Genomic DNA, 22230 nt, shown 5'->3' on the forward strand with positions numbered 1-22230 from the left:
CCGTCAATGCGCAAAGCAACGGATACGCGAGCCCCGCGGCTATGAGTTTGTGAGCGTATAGTGCAGTCATCATCTGCGCTGGCAACGCATTTGATGGAACGGCCACAGGCGTGGCCGCCCTGGGTTTTTCTGTGTACGAGGGTTCATGCAAATCTCTTCCCCCTGACCGATACCGATCTGGCCAACGGCTGGTCGGCCCTTCACAACCAGGCGCACAACGGCATGGCATTGCAGCAGAATTCCAATCGCCTCGCCTTCGCGGACCCGGAATTCATGTTCCGCCGCGAGACCCGCGGCATCCGCATGCAGCTGGAGCTGCTCAAGCCCGACCTGGCCCAGATCGAACGCGGCATAGAAAACACCGTCGTGGTCTATGGCAGCGCGCGCTTCGTGGACCTGGAGCAGGCCGAGCAGCAACTGGCCGACGCGCAGGCCAGCGGCGATGCCCAGCGCATTGCAGTGGCCGAGCGCGCCGTGCGCAACGCCCACCGCTACGAGCAGGCCCGCGCCTTCACGCGCATCGTGGCCGCCGACAGCCTGAACCAGCCGCCCGAGGAGCGGCTCTATATCTGCACCGGCGGCGGCCCCGGCATCATGGAGGCGGCCAACCGTGGCGCCCATGATGTGGGCGCGCCCAGCATCGGCCTGAACATCGAGCTGCCGCACGAGCAAAACGGCAATCGCTTCATCTCGCCGGACCTGAGCTTCAAGTTCCACTACTTCGCCTTGCGCAAGATGCATTTCATGATGCGCGCCAAGGCCCTGGTGGCCTTCCCCGGCGGCTTCGGAACGCTGGACGAGCTGTTCGAGGTGCTGACCCTGATGCAGACCGGCAAGACGCATTCCGTGCCTGTGATCCTTTTTGGCACCGAGTTCTGGAAGCGCCTGCTCAACATCGACCTGATGATCGAGGAAGGCACGATCTCGCCCAAGGACCTGCAGCTGTTCCGGTATACCGATGATCCGGTGGAGGCCTGGGCGCTGATCAAGCAGTTCCACGCTGGCGGCTGGTAAGCCGCAGCGGCCGGCAGGCCGCCAACGCATCGCAAGGCGATCTGCGCACCAAGGCGCAGGTCGCCTTTTTCATTCCGGCTTGCGCGGCGGCAGCCCCATGAACCAGGCCGTGCGGATGCCCGAGGCCACGGCCGCGCCCACCACCCAGAACAGCGCAGACACGCCGATCAGCGCCCCCGCCGAGCCGAACAGCACGGGCATGGCCACGCTGGAGGCATTGATGGCCATGAGCCGCAGGCCCAGCGCCTCGCCATGGCGGTGCTCGGGCGTGATCTGGTGCAGCATGCTCATGACCATGGGCTGCACCGAGCCCAGCGAAAAGCCCAGCAGCACCGAGCACACGCCCATGGTCAGTGCCGAGTCCATGAAGGGGTACAGCGCAAAGACGAAGGCGGTGATGGCCATGGCGCCGGAGATCACGGCGCCTTCGCGCAGGCGCTCGGCCACCAGCGGCATGGCCAGGCGGATGGCGGCGGCCGCCACGGCAAAAATGCCCAGCAGCGTGCCGATGACCGAGGCGCTCAGCCCCTTCTCATGGCCCAGCAGCGGCAGCACGAAGGTGTGCACATCCCAGCACGCCGACTGCAACCAGTTGACCAGCAGCAGGTTGCGGAAGTTGCGGTCGCGCAGCAGGTCCCAGGCATGCTGCTTGGGGCCGCCGATGGGCGCGCGCACGGGCGGCAGCTCCTGCGTGTGGCGCACCCAGCTCCAGGCCAGCACGGGCACCAGGGCCAGCAGGCCGAAGGCGACGCGGTAGCCCATGGTGCTGCCCTCGCCGCCAAAATTCGCGTGATCGATCAGCAGCCCCGTGCTGAAGGGCCCGATGAAATTGGAGATGGCCGGACCTATGGCCAGCCAGCTGAACACCTTCTTGAGCGCCAACGCATCGTGGGTGACCCGCCCCGCATGGCGCTGCACGGCAATCACCACCGCGCCGCTGGCACCGCCCGTCAGCAGCGCCACCAGACACAGCACGGGATAGACCGGAAACGCCAGCGCCAGCGCACAGCCGCCGCTGGCCGCCAGCATGGACAGGAAAAACGGCTTGCGAAAACCATGCTTGTCCGCAAAGCGCCCGGCCGGCAGCGCCAGGAACACCTGGGTCAGCGCAAACAGCGCCAGCAAGATCCCCACGGCCGCCGCGCTGTAGCCCTGCTGCAGCGCCAGCAAAGGCGCGGCCAGCCGCATGCCGGCCATGGTGGCGTGCACGCTGACCTGGGCCATGATGACTTTGAACAGCGCCAGATTCATCTCAGTCCTGCTCCGACCCTGGCTCCATGCCTGCCGCCGTGTCCTTGTCGTCCGGCAGACCGGGCAGCCCTGCGCTCGAGGCCGGCGCGGGCAGCTCCTGCACATCGCGCAATTGCCGCTGGATGGCGCGCGTGCGCACACCCACCTGCTCGAAGCGCTTGGCGGCGGCATCGATGGATTTGCGCGTGGCATCCACCACCTCGCCGAACTTGGCGAACTCGGTCTTGACCTGGCCCAGCACGGCCCAGACCTCGGAGGAGCGCTTTTCGATGGCCAGCGTCTTGAAGCCCATCTGCAGGCTGCTGAGCATGGCCGCCAGATTGGCCGGGCCGGTGACCATCACGCGGCAGCCGTTTTGCACGGCCTCGACCAGGCCGGGGCGGCGCATGACCTCGGCAAACAGGCCTTCCGTGGGCAGGTAGAGCACGGCAAAGTCCGTGGTGTGGGGCGGGCTCACATACTTGCCATGGATCTTGCGGGCCTCGAACTTGATCGATGCCTCGAAGGCATTGCCGGCCGAGGCAATTGCCGCCTTGTCGGCCGCATCCTGGGCGTCGAGCAGGCGCTGGTACTGCTCGACCGGGTACTTGGCATCGATGGGCAGCCAGACCGGCGTCTCGTCGCTGCGCCCGGGCAGGCGGATGGCGAACTCCACCATGTCGTCGCTGCCGGGCACGGTCTTGACGTTGCGCGCGTACTGCTCGGGCGTGAGCACGTTCTCGATGATGGCGCCCAGCTGCAGCTCGCCCCAGGTGCCGCGCGTCTTCACATTGGTCATCACGCGCTTGAGATCGCCCACGCTGCCGGCCAGCGTCTGCATCTCCCCCAGGCCCTTGTGCACCTGCTCCAGCCGGTCGCTGACCAGCTTGAACGATTCGCCCAGGCGCTGCTCCAGCGTGGCATGCAGCTTCTCGTCCACCGTGCGCCGCATCTCCTCCAGCCGCGCCGCGTTGTCCGACTGGATGGTGGCCAGGCGCTCGTTGAGCGTGCCGCGCAGCTGTTCGGCATGGACCTGGCTGGACTGCGCCAGCCCGCCCAGCTGCTGCTGGATGTCGTTCTTGAGGGAGTCCAGCGTGCTGCGCGTGGTCTGCGCCAGCGCCTCGAAACGCTCCTGCACATGGGCGTTGAAGCGCTGCGTGCTTTCGCCCTGGGCCTCGCGGGCCTGGGCGCTGTCGGAGGCCAGGCGCACGGTGAGCCGGCCCAGTTCCATGCGAAAGGCTGCCAGCGCCTCGCCCTGCTCGCGCCGCGCGGCCTGTGCATCGAGCTGGGCCTGGGCCAGATGGGCCTGCAGCTGCTGCGACACGCGGTCCAGACCACCGTCGCTCTTGGCCACGGCCATCTGCGTGGCCTGGGCGCCGCGCTCGAGCTGCTGCAGCCGCACATCCAGCATCTGCAGCGCCTGCAGCAACTGCTGCGGCGCCACCCCGTCATCGCGCTGCGCCGAGCGCCTGCACAGCAGCCAGATCACGGCCGCCTGCCCCAACAGCAGCACGGCCCATGCCGCCCACCACACTCCGGATATCTGGGTCAAGATCTTGCTTCAGCTCCATGCAGCGGGAAGCGGCCAGGGCCAGCCTTCCCGCGATTGTCGGAATACGGCACTCAGGCCTTGGCGCGCGCGCCTGCGGCCGCCGCCTCGGGCTGGTTGACGGGCGTGCGCGGGCCCTTGCCGCTCAGAAAGTCGATCAGGTTGTCGGCTGCCAGCTCGGCCATGGCGCTGCGCGTGCCCATGGTGGCGCTGGCGATGTGCGGGGTCAGCACGACATTGGGCACGGTCAGCAGGTCGGGATGGACCGAGGGCTCGCCCTCGAACACGTCCAGGCCGGCGGCGGCAATGGTCCTGTCGCGCAGCGCCCTGGCCAGCGCCGCGTCATCGACGATGCCGCCACGCGCGATGTTGATCAGCGTGGCCGTGGGCTTCATCCTTGCGATCTCGGCCGCGCCTATGGTGTGGTGGTTTTCCTTGGTGTAGGGCAGCACCAGCACCACATGGTCGGCCATGGCCAGCAGCTCGTCCTTGCCCACGTAGCCGGCCTTGCATTCGGCTTCCAGCTCGGGCGACAGGCGCGAGCGGTTGTGATAGACCACCTTCATGCCGAAGCCATGCGCACCGCGCCGGGCAATGCCCTGGCCGATGCGGCCCATGCCGATGATGCCCAGCGTGCTGCCGTGCACTTCCGAGCCGGCGAACAGGTCGTAGCGCCAGGAGTTCCACTTTCCGGCGCGCAGGTAGTGCTCGCTCTCGGTCACGCGGCGGGCCGTGGCCATGAGCAGGGCAAAGCCGAAGTCGGCCGTGGTCTCGGTCAGCACGTCGGGCGCGTTCGTGCCCTGCACGCCCGCAGCCGTCATCGCAGGCACGTCGAAGTTGTTGTAGCCCACGGCCATGTTGGCCACGACCTTCAGCCGCGGGCAGGCCGCCAGCAGTGCCGCATCGATGGTCTGCGAGCCTGTGGTCAGCACGCCGTCCTTGTCCTGCAGATGCGCGGCCAGCTCCTGCGGGCTCCAGACCACGTCGTCCTGGTTGGACTCGACCTCGAAGTGCTGCTCCAGCTTGCGCACCACCTCGGGCGGGATGGCGCGGGCGATCAGGATGCGGGGTTTGCTTGCCATGTCTGTCTCTTTCCTTGTCTTGGCGGGAGGCGGTTCTTCAGCGGAACCAGATGAAGCTCATCAATACGAACAGCGGCACCAGAATGCCCAGCGACCAGGCCATGTAGCCGAAGAAGCTGGGCATCTTCACGCCGCGCTCCTCGGCAATGGCCTTGACCATCAGATTGGGCGCGTTGCCGATATAGGTGTTGGCACCCATGAACACCGCGCCCGCGGAGATGGCCGCCAGCGTGGAGGCCATCGTGGTCATCAGCTGCGCGGCATCGCCCCCTGCGGTGTTGAAGAACACCAGGTAGGTCGGCGCGTTGTCGAGGAAGGAGGACAGCAGGCCCGTGGCCCAGAAGTACATCAGCGGATCGGGCGTGCCGTCGGCGCGCGTGACGGCACCCACGATGGCGCCGAACGGCCCGCCCGTGCCCGCCTTGAGCATGGCGATCACGGGGATGATGGTCAGGAAGATGCCCGCGAACAGCTTGGCCACTTCCTGCATCGGCCCCCAGCCGAATTCGTTGGCCTGGTGCACGCTGCGCGGCGTGAGCCGCAGGGACAGCAGCGCCACCACGATCAGCCCAGCATCGCGCACCAGCCCCGGCAGGCCCACATGCGTGCCGGCCAGCACCAGCCCTGCATCGGTGCGCCACAGGCCGCTCATCAGCACCAGGGCCACCACGGCCAGCAGCAGCGCGAAGTTCACGCTGCCATCGAAGCCCAGGCGGCTGGCGCGGCCCGAGGCGTCGATGCTGGGCGTGGGATCGGGCAGGTCCGCCTCGCCGGCCTTGCGCAGCAGCCAGGTGTCGATCGCGTAGAACAGCGCCAGCAGCACGCCGACCAGGAACAGGGTCTCGGTGAAGATGTGGCGCACCGTCCAGAAGAAGTCCACGCCCTTGAGAAAGCCCAGGAACAGCGGCGGGTCGCCCAGCGGCGTCAGCGAGCCCCCGGCATTGGAGACGATGAAGATGAAGAACACCACCACATGCACCTGGTGCCTGCGGTTGTCGTTGGCGCGCAGCAGCGGCCGGATCAGCAGCATCGATGCGCCCGTGGTTCCCATGAAGCTGGCCAGCACGGCGCCGATGGCCAGGATGGCGGTGTTCAGCCCCGGCGAGCCCTTGAGATTGCCGCGCACATAGATGCCGCCAGACACCGTGTACAGCGCCGTCAGCAGGATCACGAAGGGCAGGTACTCGGCCAGCAGCGCATGCACCAGGTTGGCCAGGGCCGCACCCGCACCGAACACCGCTGCAAAGGGCAGCAGGAAGGCCAGCGCCCAGGCCGCCGTCAACTTGCCGAAATGCCGGTGCCAGAAATGGGGCGCCACCAGCGGCACCAGGGCAATCGACAGCAGCATGCCCGCAAAGGGCACGGCCCAGAGCACCGACAGCTGGCCGCCATCGATCTCGGCCGCCAGGGCCCAGGAGGGCACGCTGGCGACAAGCAGCACCAACAATCCACGCAAGGCCTTCATGGTCCCGTCTCCTCTTTGTTCTGTATTCACTGTCCCCTCCTGGCAGCGGGCCGCGCAGCGATCAAGTCTGTGCCGCGGGCGCCGCGATCTCGAACACCTGGCGCAGATAGGCCAGGTATTTCTCGTCGTCGCACATGCTCTTGCCCGGCGTGTCCGAGAGCTTGGCCACGGGCTGGCCGTTGCAGCGCGTCATCTTGATGACGATCTGCAGCGGCACATGGTCGGGCGCGTCGCCCAGGTCATTGGTCAGGTTGGTGCCGATGCCAAAGGCAAGCTGGCAGCGCCCGTGGAAGCGCTGGAACAGCTCGATGGTGCGCGGCACCGTCAGGCCGTCGCTGAAGATCAGCGTCTTGGTCAGCGGGTCGATGCGGTTGGCGCGGTAGTGGGCCAGCAGCCGCTCGCCCCACTCGAACGGGTCCCCGCTGTCATGGCGCGCGCCATCGAAGAGCTTGCAGAAGTACAGGTCGAAATCGCGCAGGAAGGCCGACATGCCGTAGACATCCGACAGCGCAATGCCCAGGTCGCCCCGGTACTCGCGCGCCCATGACTCGAAGCCGAAGATCTGGCTGTCGCGCAGGCGCGGGCCCAGGGACTGGCAGGCCTGCAGGTATTCATGGGCCAGCGTGCCCAGGGGCCGCACGCCCAGCTTCATGGCATACAGCACGTTGCTGGTGCCCGCGAACTGCCCCTCGGACTCCGCGGATGCGCCGGGCCGGCCCAGGCGTGCGCACAGCACGCGCAGCACCTCTTCATGCCAGGCCCGCGAAAAGCGGCGGCGCGTGCCGTAGTCGGCAATCTTGAGCTGCTCCAGGCCCGGCTGCTGCAGCAGCGCGATCTTGGCATCCAGCCGGCGCCGGCCCTCGGGAAAATCGGGCACCGGCTGGGTGTTGCGGAAGTACACCTCGTTGACGATGGCCAGCACGGGAATCTCGAACAAGATGGTGTGCAGCCAGGGCCCGCGGATGGTGATGTCGATCTCGCCATTGGGCAGCGCCTGCACCGTGACGCACTTCTCGTTGAGATGGAACAGGCTCAGGAAATCGACGAAATCGCTCTTGATGAAGCGCAGCGAGCTCAGGTAGGCCAGCTCTGCATCCTGGAACCGCAGGCTGCACAGCGAGCGGATCTCGGCCCGGATCTCGTTCACATAGGGCGCAAGCTGCACGCCGGGATTGCGGCACTTGAAACGGTACTCGACCTGTGCCCCGGGAAACTGGTGCAGCACCACCTGCATCATCGTGAATTTGTACAGGTCGGTATCGAGCAGGCTGGTGATGATCATGGACAGAGCCGGGCGGTAGGCGCCCAAGCGGTCAGATGGCAGACAGCTTTCGAGTGTAGGCCATCCACACGCCGCCGCGCTGCGAGCGGGCGCCTTGCATGCGCCCCGAACGCCATCAACCGCGCAGCAGCGGCTCCAGCACCCGGCGCAGCGCCTGCGGAATCTGGGCAGGCCGGCGCGTCTGCCGGTCCACATAGACATGGACGAAATGCCCGGCTGCGGCCGACAGCGGCTCACCCTGCGCAAACAGCCCCACCTCGTAGCGCACGCTGGAGCCGCCGATGCGGGCCACGCGGATGCCGGCCTCCACCTCCTGCGGAAAGGCCAGCGGGGCGAAGTAATTGCATTGGGTCTCTATGACCAGTCCTATCGTCTCGCCCGCATGAATGTCCAGCGCGCCCTGCTCTATCAGATGGGCATTCACCGCCGTATCGAACCAGCTGTAATAGACGACGTTGTTGACGTGCCCGTAGACATCGTTGTCCGACCAGCGCGTGCTGATGCGTCGGAATGCCGCATAGGCCGAACGGGGCTGCGGCGCGGGGCGGCTCGGGGGCGATTCATTCATGGCGGCCATTGTGCCGCCGGCCGAATGCGCCCTGTCCCCGGCCACTGTCGCCATCACGACGCGCACTGCTGCCAATCACTCGCCAGGCGAGTAAGCATGCCAACTGAAAATGTCGTCAAACCGACATAAAACCAATTCAAAATCAAAGACTTACAAAAAACCCACAGCTTTCCGATTTTTTTTGCTGCACCGCAGCATCAGGTACTTGATTCCTTTTTTGCAATCCCTACAATAAGACCCATGCTGCACTGCAACATGACACTCAGTCAGGTCAGCGCAGGCAATTCCCCGTAACCCGAGACCCCTGTGGTCCGTTTTTCTGGAGACTGACATGAGCTTGACCCCTGACCAAATCCTGAGCGCACAAAAGGCCAACCTGGAAACCCTGTTCGGCCTGACGAGCAAGGCCTTCGAAGGCGTTGAAAAGCTGGTGGAACTGAATGTGACCGCCTCGCGCGCCGCACTGACCGAAGCTGCCCAGCACACCCAGGCTGTCCTGAGCGTCAAGGACGCACAGGAACTGCTGTCGCTGCAGGCCAACCTGTTCCAGCCCCTGGCTGAAAAGACCGCTGCCTACAGCCGTCACCTGTACGACATCGCCAGCGGCACCGGCGCCGAACTGGCCAAGACCTTCGAAAGCCAGGCTTCCGACCTGCAAAAGAACTTCAGCGCCCTGGTGGACACCACGGCCAAGAACGCACCCGCCGGTTCCGAGACCGCCGTTGCCGTGATGAAGAGCGCCGTGTCGGCTGCCAACAATGCCTTCGAGTCGGTGCAAAAGGCCGTCAAGCAGGCTTCGGACCTGGCGGAAGCCAACTTCACGGCCGTGACCAACACCGCCAACGAAGCCGTCCAGTCGGCCCAGACCCGCAAGCGTTGATCACGCTGTCTTACAACGGGGCTTCGTGCAAGAATCAGTGATTACCCGCATAATTGCACGCATCCCGGGTCGAAAGACCTGACCAGTTGTCTCCTTGGATCCTCTTGAAACCCCCGTTTCTGGATCCTTTCAAACCCAGTCTTTGGACTGGGTTTTTTTTCGTGCGCTTTTCGCGCGCCTTGGCTCACGGCCCACCAGGGACCACCGCGCACAAGCCCTTAGACGGGCCCCACCCTTTATTAAGAACAATTCGCGTTTGACCTATCATCGCGCTTTGCCAACAAAGAGAGGCCTGTCTTCATGTCGAAATCCCTGAAAGCCCTGTTTGCCGCTTGCGCCCTGGTGGCTGCCGGCACAGCCATTGCCGACTCCCAGGTCGTCAACCTCTACTCCGCGCGCCACTACTCCACGGACGAGGAGCTGTACAACGGCTTCACCAAGGCCACCGGCATCAAGATCAACCGCGTGGACGGCGACGACGCCGGCATCATTGCGCGCCTGAAGGCCGAGGGCCAGGCCTCGCCGGCCGACGTGATCCTGCTGGTCGATGCCGCACGCCTGTACCGCGGCGAGGTCGATGGCCTGTTCCAGCCCATCCACTCCAAGCTGCTGGAAGACGCCATCCCCTCCAACCTGCGCGCCCAGCCCACGGCCGATGGCATCAGCTGGTTCGGCCTGTCCACACGTGCCCGCGTCATCGTCTACAACAAGGCCAAGGTCCAGCCCGCCGACGTGCAGAACTACGAATCGCTGGCCGACCCCAAGTTCAAGGGCCAGCTGTGCATCCGCTCGGGCTCGCATCCCTACAATCTGAGCCTGTTCGGCACCGTGGTCGAGCACATGGGCGACCAGAAGGCCGAAGGCTGGATCCAGGGCATGAAGGCCAACCTGGCCCGCCCGCCCAAGGGTGGCGACACCGACCAGATCAAGGCCGTGGCCTCGGGCGAATGCACCATCGGCGTGACCAACAGCTACTACCTGGCGCGCATGATGCGCTCGGGCAAGCCTGAGGACCAGGCCGTGGTCGGCAAGATCGGCGTGGTCTTCCCCAACCAGTCCAGCTGGGGCACGCACCTGAACATCGCAGGCGGCGCGGTGGCACGCCATGCCAAGAACAAGGACAACGCCGTCAAGTTCCTGGAGTACCTGGCCAGCCCCGCCGCCCAGAACTACTTTGCCAACGGCAACAACGAGTGGCCCGCAGCCAAGGGCGTGGAACTGGACAATCCCGCACTCAAGGAAATGACCGGCGGCAAGCCCTTCAAGAGCGAGACCATCCCGATCACGGCCGTGGGCAAGAACATGACCAAGGTCCAGCAAATGCTGGACCGCGCCGGGTTCCAGTAACCCCCATCGCGCCCATCACCAGCCCGGCACTGCCGGGCTTTTTCTTGGGCGCGGCATGGCTGCGGCCGGGGCTGCATGCATAATTTGAGAGTTACGTTTACGTCAACGTCAGATAACCAAGGAGACATTCCATGCAGATCAAGGACCGGGTATTCATCGTCACGGGCGGCGCCTCCGGGCTGGGCGAAGGCACGGCGCGCATGCTGGCGGCCGAGGGCGGCAAGGTGGTGATTGCCGACATGCAGGCGGACAAGGGCGAGGCCGTGGCGCGCGAGATCGGTGGCGTCTTCGTCAAATGCGACGTGAGCCAGGAAGCCGATGGCCAGGCCGTGGTGGACAAGGCCGTGAGCCTGGGCAAGCTGGCAGGCCTGGTCAACTGCGCAGGCATTGCGCCCGCCGAGAAGACCGTGGGCAAGAACGGCGCGCACAACCTGGCGCTGTTCTCCAAGACCATCACGGTCAACCTGATCGGCAGCTTCAACATGATCCGCCTGGCCGCCACCGCCATGTCGGCCAACGAGCCCGAGAGCACGGGCGAGCGCGGCGTGCTGATCTCCACGGCCAGCGTGGCCGCCTACGACGGCCAGATCGGCCAGGCGGCCTATGCGGCGTCCAAGGGCGGCGTGGTCGGCATGACGCTGCCCATTGCGCGCGACCTGGCGCGCAACGGCATCCGCAACATGACGATTGCCCCCGGCATCTTCGGCACGCCCATGCTGTTCGGCATGCCGCAGGAAGTGCAGGACGCGCTGGCCGCCGGCGTGCCCTTCCCCAGCCGCCTGGGCACGCCCCAGGACTATGCCAAGCTGGTGCGCCACATTCTGGACAACGACATGCTCAATGGCGAGGTGATCCGGCTGGATGGGGCCATTCGTCTGGCGCCGAAGTAAGCACCCCCTGAGCGGCTGCGCCGCTTCCCCCTCTCTTTCTCGCTTCGCGCGGGAGGGGGACGACACCCTCGCGGCGGGGCGGCGCGGCCGGCATAGGCCCTTGCTCGGTGTCCCTCGCTTTGGGCCGTGCCGGTTTTTGAGATACGCGCGTTGTCACACCGTGGTGTCTGCAGGCGTGTCTGCAGGCGCTCTGGCCATCATCTCCAGCCCCTTGCGCAATGCAGGGAACAGGCTGTGCTGGAAATTGTTCCAGCGCAGTTCGAGGATGGTGTCTTCGGGATCGATGTCGGTGCCCAGCACGTCGGCGATGACTTCGCCGGAGTCGATGCCGTTGTCCACGTAGTGAAAGGATGCGCCGGTCTTGAACAGGGGCGGGACCGGGCGCTGTTCCATGGTCTTCCAGTCCACGATCTTGTAGCCTTGTGCGCCATGCAGCGCGTCCAGCGTGGCGCAGGCGCCCCGGCGTTCATAGGGTGACTCCAGCCGCGTGATGCCAGGGTGGATGTTGGCGATCCTGCGGTGGAACAGGGCCCCGGGCCGCACGAGCCGGTCCAGGATGACGAGCAGGCCGTCCAGCACCACCCGCTCGGCACCCAGCTGCACCAGCCTGTCCTGCAGTTGTGCCTCGAACATCTGCTTGCCCGCGGCGCGCTGCGGATCGTTCAGCGGCAGGCGCCGGTAGGAGGACGGCACGGCCATGAGCAGGTCATTGACCCTGCGCCCCTGGATGCGCAGGTCCGGCGGATAGAACCAGCGACCGCCCGGCTGGTAGCTGAAGCCGTAGTCACCGATTTTTTCCCGGTCGCGGGGCGAGGCCTCGTCGTCGTCGTGGATCACGGCCTCCAGGCTGTAGATATCGCCCAGCGGGCTGGTGTCCAGCAACTCGCCCAGGTATTCGAGCGGCGACTTCATGTAGCGCGTTGCGCCCTTGTAGGCGATGTGCTGGCCGGCCTGGTCGGCGGCGGCGTTTCTCAGGGACCAGATGTAGACGAGTTTTGTCTTTGCCATGTTCGTGGATTCAGCAGGAATTCAGATGTCGGCCAGCGCGCCTTGACTGGCGGGACTGGCCGATGCAGCCGCCACCGGCTGCGCCCCGTCTTGCGGCAGGACCATGCGGCCGGCCTCCATGCGCACGATGCGGTCGGCCAGGTGGAAGTAGCGATCGTCATGGGAGATGACCACCAGCAGGTGGCCCCTGGCGCGCAGTTCGGGCAGCAGCTCCGTGTAGAACAGGTGGCGGAAGCTCGGGTCCTGATCGGCCGCCCATTCGTCGAAGACCAGCACGGGCCGGCCCTCCAGATAGGCGTGGACCAGGGCCAGGCGCTTGCGCTGGCCGGTGGACAGGTCGATGGTGCTGAAGCTGCCGTTGCGCACGCTGACCTTGTGGGCGATCTCCAGCCTCTGCAGGTAGGGCAGCGCGGCCTCGGGCAGCGCGGCGGCCTGGCCCTCTTCGCCGCCGGCCACCAGGTCCTCGAACAGGTAGAAGTCCGAGAACACCGTGGTGAACAGCTGGCGGTAGTCGTCGCGCGTCTGCGCCGTGACGGGCTGGCCGTCGTGCAGGATCTCGCCCTGCTGGGGCGCGTACAGGCCCAGCAGCAGCTTGATCAGCGTGGTCTTGCCCGAGCCGTTGTCGCCCACCACAAAGACCAGTTCGCCCTTGCCCAGCTTCAGGTCGATGGGGCCGATCTCGAAGGCCTTGCCGCCTTCGGGCGCATCGAAGGCATAGCGCACGCCCCGCAGCTCCAGGCCGTGGTCCAGGCGGACCTCGCCGGGCGGGCTGTCCAGGTGCAGGTGCGGCTCGGGGCTGGCAAAGCGCGCCGACAGGTCGGCAATGCGCTGCAGCGCCACCTTGGCACGGCCCAGGTTGGGCAGCGCGCCCGCGATCTGGTCCATGGGGCCCTTGAGGAACAGCAGCACCAGCACGAAGCCGCTGAGCACCACGGGCTCGGTGGTGCGCAGCGCGGCCCAGCCCAGGATGAGGGCGATCAACAGAAAGAACAGCGCCGAACCGAAGGCCGAGGCCAGCACATAGGTGTTGATGGCGCGGCTGTTGATGCGGCGGATGGCATCCACGGTGGAGCCAATCTGCCCGTCGAAGATGCGGCCGCGGCGCGCGCGGTGCATGCGCAGCTCCTTGGCGCCTTCGCTGATGGCGCGGTAGGCCTTGTGCAGCACTTCCTCGTGATCGCGCGCCTTCCAGAACCCCGCCACGCCGCGTGACTGCGCCAGCGCCTGCAGGCTGACGCCCAGCACCAGCGCCACCACCAGCATGGCAAACAGCGGCGGCGACAGCAGGGCCAGATAGGCCAGGCAGCCCAGCGCAATGGCCAGGGCGATCACGTTGGAGGCCAGTACGAAGGCCACGTCGCTGATCATGTCCACGTCCTGCGTGAGCACGGGCATGAGGCGGTGCGTGCGGTAGCGCTCCAGCGCATCGATGGGCGCGGCCAGGATCTTGCTGGCCAGCTCCTTGCGCAGCTGCGCCACCAGGCGCTGCCCCACGAAATTGCCCGACATGTCCGACGTGGCCCGGCACACCAGCACGGTGGCACACAGGGCGATGAAGGTCAGCAGCAGCCCGCCCGCCAGCCCACCGGGGCGGTTGAGCACCTGGTTGATGGTCGCCAGCAGCGCCACCGTGGCCCCACCCGCGCAAATGCCCGTGACCACGGACAGCGCCATCCACGGCAGGAAGGGCCTGAGCAGGCGCAGTACCTCGGAGGGCGGTCGGCTGGCGTTTTCCATAAGGGATTCCTCTGGCGCCCGTGGGCGCATGACCTTGCAATGCCGGCGCGGCCCGGCGTTTCCTGGAGCGCGGCGCACGGCGAGCGCTCCCTACTCCCTGCAAGACGTGCGTGCGCCAGAAATGTTCACCGCCCAGGCGATGAACAAATTCCGCCGCCCTGCGTCATCACGAAGAAGGGGCAGCGCGGGCGCCCTGCCCTGCACCGGCCCGCTTTGCCTTGTCTGCCGCACACCCGAAGGACGCCATGGCTCTCCACCCCGACCTGCAAGCATTTCTTGAACTCGCCAACGCCCAGGCATCCAGCCGCCCGCGCATGAGCCAGATGACGGCAGCGCAGGCGCGCGCCGCCTACGACAACGCCACGCTGGCGCTGGACCTGCCGGGCGACGATCTGCCCACCGAGGACCTGGATCTGCCCACGCGCGACGGCGCGCGTATCCGTGCCCGGCTCTACCGCGCAGCCCCTGAACACACTGCCGCGCCCTGCCTGCTGTTCTTTCACGGCGGCGGCTACGTGCTGGGCGGGCTCGACTCGCATGACAGCCTGTGCCGCAGCCTGGCGCTGGGCACGCCCTGCAATGTGCTGGCCATCGACTACCGGCTGGCGCCAGAGCACCGCTTTCCCACAGCCTTCCTCGACGCACAGGACGCCCTGGCCTGGCTGCTGGAGCACGGCGGCCGCCATGGCCTGGACGCGCAGCGCCTGGCCATTGGCGGCGACAGCGTCGGGGGCACGCTGGCCACGGCCCTGTGCATCGCCGCGCGCGACGCGGGCATGCCCCAGCCCTTGCTGCAGTTGCTGCTCTACCCCTGCACGGCAGCACGGCAGGACAGCGACTCGCATGCGCGCCTGGCCACCGGCCATCTGCTGGAAGGTGACACCCTGGCCTGGATGTTCGGCCAATACCTGCGCAGCGATGCGGACCGGCAGGACTGGCGCTTTGCCCCCCTGCAGGCATCCGACCTGGGCCGGCTGGCCCCCACGCTGATGGTGCTGGCCGAGTACGACCCGCTGATCGACGAAGGAAAGCGCTATGCCGAGCGGCTGCAGGCCGCCGGCGTGGCCGTGGACCTGCAGATCTACGCCGGCATGGTCCATGACTTTGCGCGGCTGGGCGCCCTCACCGAAGAGACCGAGGTGCTGCGCGACCGGCTCTGCAAGGCACTGGCCCATGCCTTCCAGGCGGCCCGCAGCCCGGCCCTGGCATGAACGGCCCTGGCATGAACATTTGCCGCGCCTGCGCGTCATCCCGGTCATGAGGCTGCCTTGTGTCCCTTGCGCCCTTGCCCGAGCCCCGACCCGTGTCCCGCACGCGGGGCACTCCATCTGAAAGAGTCCACGTGCGTCCAGTCGAAGCCACCGCTACACCGTCACCAGACGCCTCCGGCGCCAGCTACCTTGCGCATGCAGGCGCCGAGACGATCAGCGTCTTCGGCGATGGACAGCGGCTGCGCCTGGAGCGTTCGGGGTCCGTGGATGCCGGCAGGCCCGGCAAGCACAGTCTCTGGAACCTGTCGCCCACGGCCGCGCCAGGCCTGATGCAGCTGCAATGGCTGGGCCCCTGCTCGGGCATGCCCGAAACGGATGAACTGCTGGCCGCACTGCAGGCCGGTTTCGGCCTTCACCCGGATGCCCGGGAAATCGAGCTGTCCCTGCCCCGCCTGCCCCCGGGCCTGCGCGACAGCATCGCCACAGTGCAGCCGGGCCAGGCTCCGCGCGTGGCAAGAGACGTGCTCTGGCAGCAGCCGCTGTGGCTGTCTGGGCCGCGTCCGCCCTATGCCCTGCACTACACGATCAGCGAAGGCCGCCGCCACCCCGTGCGCCTGCACAAGCCGCGCGGCGAGGTCTACCGCCGCTTCATCCCCTGGCTGGGCCGCACGCTGAGCTTTCGCACCGTGGATCCCGAGGCCGACCTGCCCCTCATCCACCGCTGGATGAACGACCCGGTCGTCGCTCATTTCTGGGAGGAAAGCGGCGACCTCGCCCACCACCGCGCCTACCTGCAGCGCATGGCCGGCGACCCGCATGCGCTGGGCCTCATCGGCTGCTTCGACGGCGAGCCCTTCGGCTACTTCGAGGCCTACTGGGCCAAGGAAGACCGCATCGCCCCCTTCTATGACGCGGGCGACCATGACCGGGGCTGGCATGCGCTGGTAGGGGAGGCGCGGTTTCGCGGCCAGCCCTACCTGACGGCCTGGCTGCCCTCGCTGTCGCACTACCTCTTTCTGGACGACTGCCGCACGCAGCGCATCGTCGTGGAGCCGCGCGCCGACAACCGCAAGATGCGCAAAAGCCTGCCGCGCTGCGGCTATGCGCTGGTCAAGGAATTCGACTTCCCGCACAAGCGCGCCGTGCTGGGAGTCCTGCTCAGGGAACGCTTTTTCGCAGACGCCTTGTGGATACCGCAGACCGACGCAGCCGCGCCGGACGCACTGGACGCATCGACCCAATGAAAGGACCTTCCATGCAAACCCACCCGCTGATCGGCATCGGCTTCGGCCCCTCCAACATTGCCCTGGCCATCGCCCTCAAGGAGCGCGAAACCGCCGCGCGGGCCATGCACCCCGTCTTCATCGAAAAGCAGCCGCGCTTCGCCTGGCACCGGGACATGCTGCTGGAGCAGGCCCACATGCAGGTGTCCTTCCTCAAGGACCTGGCCACGCTGCGCAATCCCACCAGCCGCTTCACCTTCATCAACTACCTGCACGAGAAGGGCCGGCTGCAGGACTTCATCAACCTCAAGACCTTCTTTCCCAGCCGCCACGAGTTCAACGACTACCTGGCCTGGGCCGCCTCCAAGTTCGAGGACCGCTGCGTCTACGGCCAGGAAGTCATCGAGGTGCTGCCTGAAAAACGCGACGGCAAGGTGGAACTGCTGCGCGTGCGCTCGCGCGATGCGGCCGGCAACGTGCATGAGCGCCTGGGCCAGAACCTGGTCATGAGCATCGGCGGCACGCCCAGCATTCCCGAGCAGTTCAAGCCCCTGCGCGGCGACGCGCGCGTCTTCCACTCCAGCGCCTACCTGCGCAGCATTGCCGAGCATGCCAGGCCGCTGCGCATCGCCGTGGTCGGTGCGGGCCAAAGCGCAGCGGAAATCTTCATGGACCTGCATGGCCGCTACGCCACGGCCGAGATCGACCTGGTCATGCGCGCCCGCTCCATCCGCCCCTCGGACGACAGCCCCTTCGTCAACGAAATCTTCAACGCCGACTTCGTGGACCATGTCTACAGCCGCCCGCACGACGAGCGCGGCGCCCTGCTGCGCGAGTTCTGGCACACCAACTACGCCTGTCCCGACCTGGAACTGATCGAGAGCATCTTCAAGGTGTTCTATGAACAGAAGGTCGTCGGCGACACGCGCCACCGCTTCCTGCGCCGCCACGAGGTGCAGGACGTGCGCGCCGCCAGCGACGGCATCCACCTGGGGCTGCGCGATCTCAACAGCGGCATCGACCATGCATCGCGCTACGACGTGGTGGTGCTGGCCACCGGCTATGCGCGCGAGCACCACAAGACCCTGCTGGACCCGCTGGCCCCCTACCTGGGCGACTTCTCCGTGAGCCGCGACTACCAGGTGCACACCACGCCGGACTTTCGCCCCGCCATCTTCCTGCAGGGCGCCTGCGAGGGCTCCCACGGCCTCAGCGACACCCTGCTGTCCGTCACTTCGGTGCGCACCGGCGAAATCGGTGAAGCCCTGCTGGCAGCGCAAGCCCAAAGACCCGATGTTGCGCGCACAGAACAGCTGGCGCTGCAGGATTGAAAGATCGCACGGGGCATGATGGCGCAGGGATCTCCCATGCCATAATTTGAATGCAAACCATTTGCATTTGAATTTGAATCACCTGCGCCGCTGAATCCCATACCCGCTGCTGCACCGCCCCGGCCCTGGCCGGGGTTGCAGCATCTGGTAGGCCCTTCTCTGTACGGACCCAGGGGTTCCAACCCATCGCCCTTGCGGAAAGGCAGGTATCCGGATGCGTGACCTGATCCAGGAACTCGTGGCTCACTATGGCGATCTGCGCCGCCAGCTCACGCGCGATCTCCGAGATCCGCACTATGCGGCCGACATCGCGCAATCGAGCTTCGAGCGGGTCTATGTGCACGCCCTGGGCCTGCGCAGCGGCAAGAAAGCCGAAACCCTGCCCGATGCCGGCATCGAATCCCCACGCGCGCTGCTGTTTCGCGTGGCGCGCAATCTGTGCATCGACGATGCGCGCAAGCGCAAGACCGCCCAGGAATGGACGCGCCAGCAAATGGTGGTGCAGCACAGTGCGCCCTCCAGCGAAACCCTGGCCGCCCAGCGCCAGATCCTGAACCGCGTCGTCCAGGCGCTGGAAAGCCTGCCGCCGCGCCGGCGAGAAGTCTTCATCCTCTTTCGCGCCCATGGCTACACGCGCGCGGAAATCGCCGATCAGCTCAACATCACCGAAATGGCCGTCGCCAAGCACATGGTGCGCGCCACGCTGGACTGCTCGCGCGTGCTGGCCCAGCTGCGCTCCGAACTGATCGAGGACCATACGCTGGGCAGCGCCATGGATTTCGACAACAGTACACTGACCGACGACGCATCCTGACTCCCCCTTTCCATGGCAAGTGCACCTAGCGAGCGCATGGTCGAGCATGCGCTGACGCTGATCGTTCAAAGCGAAATCGCTCCCGACCCGGTGGCCGACCAGGCCCGCCTGACCCTGGGCGAATGGCGCGGGAAATCAGCCCGGCACGATGCCGCCGCACGCGAGGCGCACCTGCGCTGGAACCTGCTGGGCGGCATGTCCGGCGGCCTGCGCGAGCAGTTCCAGGAAACCGCCCTGCTGGCCGACCGGGCCTCGCGCTCCACCCAGGCCGTCCGGCGCCGCAAGCTGCTGCTGTCCTTCGCCGGGCTGCTGGGCACAGGCACGCTGGCGGGCCGGGGCGCCTACTGGTACTGGCAGCAGCCCATACACACCTCGGCCTACGCCACGCGCAACTCGCAGATCCTCAAGATCACTCTGGCCGACGGCAAGCTGCCGCTGCAGGCCAGCCTGGTGGAACTGGCGCCCCAGAGCGCCATTGCCGTGACGCTCTACCGCCAGCGCCGCAGCGTGTCCATGGCCCGGGGCGAAGTGCGATTCGACGTGGCCCCCGATCCCGACCGGCCCTTCGAGGTCATCACGCGCGAGGCGCGCATCGAGGTCGTGGGCACGGTCTTCACCGTGCGCGACCGCGGCGGCCCCGTCACCGTGGGCGTGGAGCATGGCCATGTCAGGGTCCGTGTGCTGGGCAGGGATGCGCAGGATGCGACGGGCCCGGCGGCGGCAACGCTGGACCTGCTGCCCGGCCAGATCGTGGACATCCGCAACGGCCAGGCCGAGGCCGTGCGCCAGGCCGATGCCGCCACCCTGTCCGCCTGGCGCGAGGGCTGGCTGGTCTTCGAGAACACCCCGCTGGCCGAGGCCCTGGCCACGGTCAACGCCTACCGCACCCAGCCCATAGAAGCCGCCGATGCGCGCGTGGCCGCGCTGCGCCTGACCGGGCGCTTTCGCGCCAACGACTCGGCCGGCCTGCTGGCCGTGCTGCCCTCCATCCTGCCGCTGAGGGTGCGCGCGCAGGCCGATGGCAGCGTGCAGCTGCAGGCGCTCTGAACGGCGCCTTCGGTTCCCCGACAAAGAAAAGGCCACGGCCGGATCGCTCCAGCCGTGGCCCATCGCCCATGCCCGCTTACCAGCGATAGGTGGCCGTGCCGATCACCTTGCGGGGCTCGCCGTAGAAGCAGCCGTAGGTGCAACCGGAGACATAGGTCTTGTCCGTCAAGTTGGTCAGATTCAAGGCCAGGCGCCACGGGCCTGTGGTGTAGCTGACCATGGCATCAAAGACGGTGAACGCGGGAACCGACACGGGGACGCTGTGCGCCATGCCACGGGTGCGGCCTATGTAGCGTGCACCAAGTCCGACCTTGAGCTGCGGCACGCCGAAGTCACCAAAGCTGTAGTCACCCCAAAGCGACAACTGGTTGTAGGGCACATTGACCAGCCTCTTGCCGACCTCGCCTGGCTGCAGCGGGCTGGCCTCAGTCGTGCGCGCATCCGTATAGGCATAGGCGGCAATGATGTTGGCATTGCGTCCCACAGATCCCCGCGCCTCCAGCTCAAAGCCGCGCGAGCGAACTTCTCCGGCCTGGATGCCGAAACTTCCGGTGGGATCCTGGGGATCGGCTACCAGCAAATTGTTTCTGGTCAGTTGATATACCGCGGCAGAGAACGTGGCATTCATTTCACGAGGCTGGTATCTGACACCCGCTTCAACCTGCTCGCCCTTGGTGGGCTTGTAGCGGCTGCCAAGGCGGTCCCGACCCGCTGTGGGCTCGAACGATTGGCTGAAGCTCACAAAGGGAGCGACATTGTTTTCTGCCAGATAAACCAGGCCAAGGCGCCCGGTAAATGCTGTGGTTTTCTCATTGTCTGCAATGGACTCACCCGTGAAGAAACTGCTTTCGTTGTAGCGAACGGAGTCATATCGCCCGCCGACCAGAAACACCCATTTATTGGATATCTTTATCTGATCCTGAGCATAAACACCCAGACGTTTCATATCCGATTTCCATGAGCCATCAACCCGGCTGATGGGCCCGAAAGGCCCTCCATATATCGGATTGAAAACATCGAGATTCGGCAATGACTGCCTGTAGCGCTCAGACTCATGCTTTGGCAACGTGTAGTCGAAGCCAGCCAATATCGTGTGCCGGACGTTGCCCTGGTCCAACTTGTACTCCAGGGAGTTGTCCATCACGAAGGCAGAAGACCTGTCCCAGCGCGTCTGTGCTGCGCGTCCCACAAGCGATCTCTGGTCGCTGCTCAGTCCCCATCCCGCTGCACTCCGGTAGGTCACATTCGCATCGAAGTAACGCATGCTGCTCCTGAGTTTCAGGCGTTCCGAGAATGCATGCTCCAGCAGGTAGCCAATGGAGTATCGCTCCAGCCCGTACTTGTCGAAGCCTGGCTCGCCCGTGAATCTTTCCGGAGGAATCCTGCCATTGGGATTGGGCAGCACCGTTCCCGGTCCCGGCAGGCCGTTGACGTAGGCAGTGCGGTCTTTCTGATACTCCATGAGCAAGGTCAGCGAGGTTGCCGCATTGGGCTGCCACTTCAGGGAGGGGGCAATGTACGTTCTATCATCCGGGGTATGGTCTATGAACGTATTGCTATCACGCTGCAGGGCCGTTATTCTATAGGTCAGCTCTCCAGTCTTGTCCAGCGATCCTGAAAAGTCACCTGAAACCTGTTTGTGGTTGAAACTGCCAATTTCCACATTCAGTTCACGAATAGTTTCAGCCGTGGGCCGCTTGCTGACCGTATTGATCACCCCGCCAGGAGCGACCGATCCATAAAGTACCGAGGACGCGCCCTTGAGCAGTTCAATGCGCTCCAGTCCATACGGCTCCTGTCTTCCGTTATAGATATTTACCGTGTACAGCGTGCCATCCCGATAAATTCCGTCCGTGCGGAATCCTCGAAGAAACAGGCTGTCCGTGGTTCTGTCCAGACCCTCGGCACGGTTGACGCCAGCGGCATATCCCAGCGCATCCTGCAGGCTCTGGTATTTGAGTGTTTCTATTTCCGAGGCGCCGATGATGGTGATGGATTGCGGCGTTTCCAGAGTCGGCGTATCGGTCTTGGTACCGGTTGCACTGCGCTTGGCGGCATAGCCCTTGAGCGGGCCGCTTGCGGCTTCGCTGTCCGTGACCGTCACCGTGGGCAAGGTGAATGCAGAACTTGGCGTGCCCGCGGAACGACGCACCGCAAAACCGCCGTTTGCGGTCTTCGTGGCCTCCAGCGAAGTCCCTGCAAGCATCTCACGCAAGGCCTGCTCCGAACTCAGTTTGCCGGACACCGCCCGCGACTGGACCCCTGCCACGAGATCGCCGGCAGTGAACATCTGGGCTCCGGTCTGACGCGACAGCTCATTGAGCGCGGAGGCGAGCGACTGCGCCGGGATGTTGATTTCAAAGACCTGGGCAGCACTCTGCCCGGGCGATTGGGCAGCAGCAAGAGGAGACCAAAGCGAGGCCGAGCCGAAGGCGGCGGCCAGAGCAATGCTCAGCAGATGTTGACGAGGCATAGGACACATGATTGACGGGCTTCAGATTCATTGAACAAGATTGATTACCAACCAGATGCGCATTCAGCCTGGTGCCTGA

General features: G+C 65.8%; 18 protein-coding genes. 9 read left to right on the forward strand and 9 right to left on the reverse strand.

The genetic code is table 11. From position 1 onward, the window contains the following. The first annotated feature begins 129 nt into the window (after positions 1-129). Positions 130-1014 (forward strand): LOG family protein, encoded by an 885-nt coding sequence (locus BO996_RS21870; RefSeq protein ID WP_071957193.1) that lies wholly within the window; start codon positions 130-132, stop codon positions 1012-1014. A gap of 69 nt (positions 1015-1083) precedes the next feature. Here BO996_RS21870 and BO996_RS21875 read toward each other — a convergent pair whose 3' ends face one another. The 6 genes from BO996_RS21875 to BO996_RS21900 form a co-directional block, all read right to left on the reverse strand. Beyond that, positions 1084-2265: an MFS transporter gene (locus tag BO996_RS21875; RefSeq protein ID WP_013801618.1), complete on the reverse strand. Its 1182-nt coding sequence runs from the start codon at positions 2263-2265 to the stop codon at positions 1084-1086. Position 2266: 1 nt separating this feature from the next. Beyond that, positions 2267-3757, reverse strand: coding sequence for a DNA recombination protein RmuC (locus tag BO996_RS21880; protein ID WP_071957194.1), 1491 nt, complete (start codon positions 3755-3757; stop codon positions 2267-2269). Positions 3758-3867: 110 nt separating this feature from the next. Then, on the reverse strand, positions 3868-4875 hold the full coding sequence (locus BO996_RS21885) for a 2-hydroxyacid dehydrogenase (RefSeq protein ID WP_034394999.1): 1008 nt from the start codon (positions 4873-4875) through the stop codon (positions 3868-3870). Positions 4876-4912: 37 nt separating this feature from the next. After that, on the reverse strand, positions 4913-6340 hold the full coding sequence (locus BO996_RS21890; RefSeq protein ID WP_071956411.1) for a sodium:proton antiporter: 1428 nt from the start codon (positions 6338-6340) through the stop codon (positions 4913-4915). Between the two features lie 61 nt (positions 6341-6401). Then, on the reverse strand, positions 6402-7622 hold the full coding sequence (gene pncB / locus BO996_RS21895; protein ID WP_012206539.1) for a nicotinate phosphoribosyltransferase: 1221 nt from the start codon (positions 7620-7622) through the stop codon (positions 6402-6404). A 115-nt stretch (positions 7623-7737) separates the two neighbouring features. Further along, complete coding sequence (locus BO996_RS21900) at positions 7738-8199, reverse strand: acyl-CoA thioesterase (protein WP_034394994.1); 462 nt, start codon at positions 8197-8199, stop codon at positions 7738-7740. 322 nt (positions 8200-8521) lie between these two features. Between BO996_RS21900 and BO996_RS21905 the strand changes: the two genes are divergently transcribed. The 3 genes from BO996_RS21905 to BO996_RS21915 all read left to right on the forward strand — a co-directional run bounded on the left by BO996_RS21905 (position 8522) and on the right by BO996_RS21915 (position 11307). Next, positions 8522-9070, forward strand: coding sequence for a phasin family protein (locus BO996_RS21905; RefSeq protein WP_013801612.1), 549 nt, complete (start codon positions 8522-8524; stop codon positions 9068-9070). A gap of 300 nt (positions 9071-9370) precedes the next feature. After that, complete coding sequence (locus tag BO996_RS21910; protein ID WP_012206542.1) at positions 9371-10417, forward strand: Fe(3+) ABC transporter substrate-binding protein; 1047 nt, start codon at positions 9371-9373, stop codon at positions 10415-10417. A gap of 131 nt (positions 10418-10548) precedes the next feature. Then, entirely contained in the window at positions 10549-11307 is a 759-nt protein-coding gene (locus BO996_RS21915) for a 3-hydroxyacyl-CoA dehydrogenase (RefSeq protein WP_013801611.1), read from the forward strand. A 153-nt stretch (positions 11308-11460) separates the two neighbouring features. On the opposite strand, the gene BO996_RS21920 is transcribed toward BO996_RS21915, so the two are convergent. Together BO996_RS21920 and BO996_RS21925 are read right to left on the reverse strand one after the other, a co-directional pair. After that, positions 11461-12315 (reverse strand): N(5)-hydroxyornithine transformylase PvdF, encoded by an 855-nt coding sequence (locus tag BO996_RS21920; RefSeq protein ID WP_065345038.1) that lies wholly within the window; start codon positions 12313-12315, stop codon positions 11461-11463. 21 nt (positions 12316-12336) lie between these two features. Continuing rightward, positions 12337-14052 carry a cyclic peptide export ABC transporter gene (locus BO996_RS21925; RefSeq protein WP_071956412.1) on the reverse strand — a complete coding sequence of 572 codons (1716 nt, stop codon included), beginning with the start codon at positions 14050-14052 and terminating at the stop codon, positions 12337-12339. A gap of 245 nt (positions 14053-14297) precedes the next feature. Between BO996_RS21925 and BO996_RS21930 the strand changes: the two genes are divergently transcribed. The 5 genes from BO996_RS21930 to BO996_RS21950 all read left to right on the forward strand — a co-directional run bounded on the left by BO996_RS21930 (position 14298) and on the right by BO996_RS21950 (position 19678). Continuing rightward, positions 14298-15263, forward strand: a complete 966-nt coding sequence (locus BO996_RS21930; protein WP_071956413.1) for an alpha/beta hydrolase — start codon at positions 14298-14300, stop codon at positions 15261-15263. Positions 15264-15394: 131 nt separating this feature from the next. Further along, positions 15395-16507, forward strand: a complete 1113-nt coding sequence (locus BO996_RS21935) for a GNAT family N-acetyltransferase (protein WP_071956414.1) — start codon at positions 15395-15397, stop codon at positions 16505-16507. Between the two features lie 11 nt (positions 16508-16518). After that, positions 16519-17817 (forward strand): lysine N(6)-hydroxylase/L-ornithine N(5)-oxygenase family protein, encoded by a 1299-nt coding sequence (locus tag BO996_RS21940; protein WP_063325842.1) that lies wholly within the window; start codon positions 16519-16521, stop codon positions 17815-17817. 214 nt (positions 17818-18031) lie between these two features. Beyond that, a complete protein-coding gene (locus BO996_RS21945; protein ID WP_071956415.1) occupies positions 18032-18631 on the forward strand; it encodes an RNA polymerase sigma factor in 600 nt (199 codons plus the stop codon). 12 nt (positions 18632-18643) lie between these two features. Further along, on the forward strand, positions 18644-19678 hold the full coding sequence (locus BO996_RS21950; protein WP_071956416.1) for a FecR family protein: 1035 nt from the start codon (positions 18644-18646) through the stop codon (positions 19676-19678). A 76-nt stretch (positions 19679-19754) separates the two neighbouring features. On the opposite strand, the gene BO996_RS21955 is transcribed toward BO996_RS21950, so the two are convergent. Further along, positions 19755-22160, reverse strand: coding sequence for a TonB-dependent siderophore receptor (locus BO996_RS21955; protein WP_071956417.1), 2406 nt, complete (start codon positions 22158-22160; stop codon positions 19755-19757). Positions 22161-22230 lie beyond the last annotated feature (70 nt).

It is taken from the genome of Delftia sp. HK171 (assembly GCF_001886655.1).
GTDB lineage: Bacteria > Pseudomonadota > Gammaproteobacteria > Burkholderiales > Burkholderiaceae_C > Comamonas > Comamonas acidovorans.